The organism is Gluconobacter aidae (assembly GCF_009547075.1).
In the GTDB taxonomy this organism is placed as follows: domain Bacteria; phylum Pseudomonadota; class Alphaproteobacteria; order Acetobacterales; family Acetobacteraceae; genus Gluconobacter; species Gluconobacter aidae.
On sequence record NZ_WIPH01000098.1, the window covers coordinates 1 to 1091 of the forward strand.

At 57.5% G+C, this 1091-nt stretch carries 1 protein-coding gene; it reads right to left on the bottom strand.

Annotation, left to right across the window (positions count from 1 at the left end; all coding sequences use genetic code 11):
• Window positions 1-1003, bottom strand: a 1003-nt coding sequence (locus GFJ39_RS13885) for an IS110 family RNA-guided transposase (protein ID WP_194285397.1), incomplete at its 3' end; no start/stop codon positions are given.
• Between the last annotated feature and the right edge of the window lie 88 nt (window positions 1004-1091).

The window sequence follows — 1091 nt, forward strand, 5'->3', positions numbered from 1 at the left end:
AAGTTCGGTAGCGCTGGCACAAGCGAACTTGCGCCTTCCATGCAATTGCCCTGATTTCCTCTGGCAAGTCCTCGACACGCGCCCGATAACGGCGCTCCTCGCGTGCCGGCAGGCGGTATGACCAGGCTGCCTCAACCAGCATTGCGCGTGTTTCTCGGTTTCCGGTTTTTGTGATGGCGCCGCGACGGGTACGGGTGCCACTGGAAGCCTCTGATGGCACGAGACCAAGCCAGCCCATGAGTTGTTTGGGTGTTTCAAAACGGCTGAGGTCCCCGATTTCTGCAGCAAGCGTTATGGCCACGATGGGGCCGACACCGCGCAACGCCTGCAATGCCTTTACTACTGGCGCGAGTGACCAGCGCGGTAACGCCTCCATGAGCATGGTGTCCAGTCGATCGCAACGCTGCTGAGCTTCTTCAATGCGTCGGATGCTTTCACCCAAAATAAATTGCTGATGTGGTATTTCAAATGCCTGACTTCCCAGCCATCTCCAGTGCGCTTTTGTCCAGTTCGTACGACCGGTGAATTTACGCCCATGGCGCAACAGAAACCCCAGAAGCATCTGTCGGCTGGCAACAAGATCCTGTCTGACCTGGCGCCGACTGCGTACGAGGTCTCGCATAGCCTCGTGTGCCGGATCCGGGATCCAGATTGCCGTCAACTCACCCGATCGCAACAGTCGCGCCAACATTTCGGCGTCTCTCCTGTCCGTCTTCACCCTGTCGGCTGGCTTGCGCGGTATTACAGATGGGGCGATGACACTGCAGTCCATACCCATGCCCAGCAACTGGCGATGGATGCCGTACCCGCAGCCACCTGCCTCATAGCAAAAGTGGAGTGTCGCATCAGGCGTAGCCAGGCGCGACACCAGACGTCGTATGGCCTCGGGCGTGTTGAGAATTGTCCCGTGGAACCGGATTTCTCCCGATCGCCCATCGTCTGCAACAGCCACGGCAATCGTCTCTTTGTGGACATCCAGACCGATGAATTTTATCGTCGACATTGTCATTCTCCTCTCGTGACAAAGTGAGCTTACGCTCCTCCTGACCTCGGAAGGCGAGGCAAATGACGGTCATTGGGTCTATAATCCG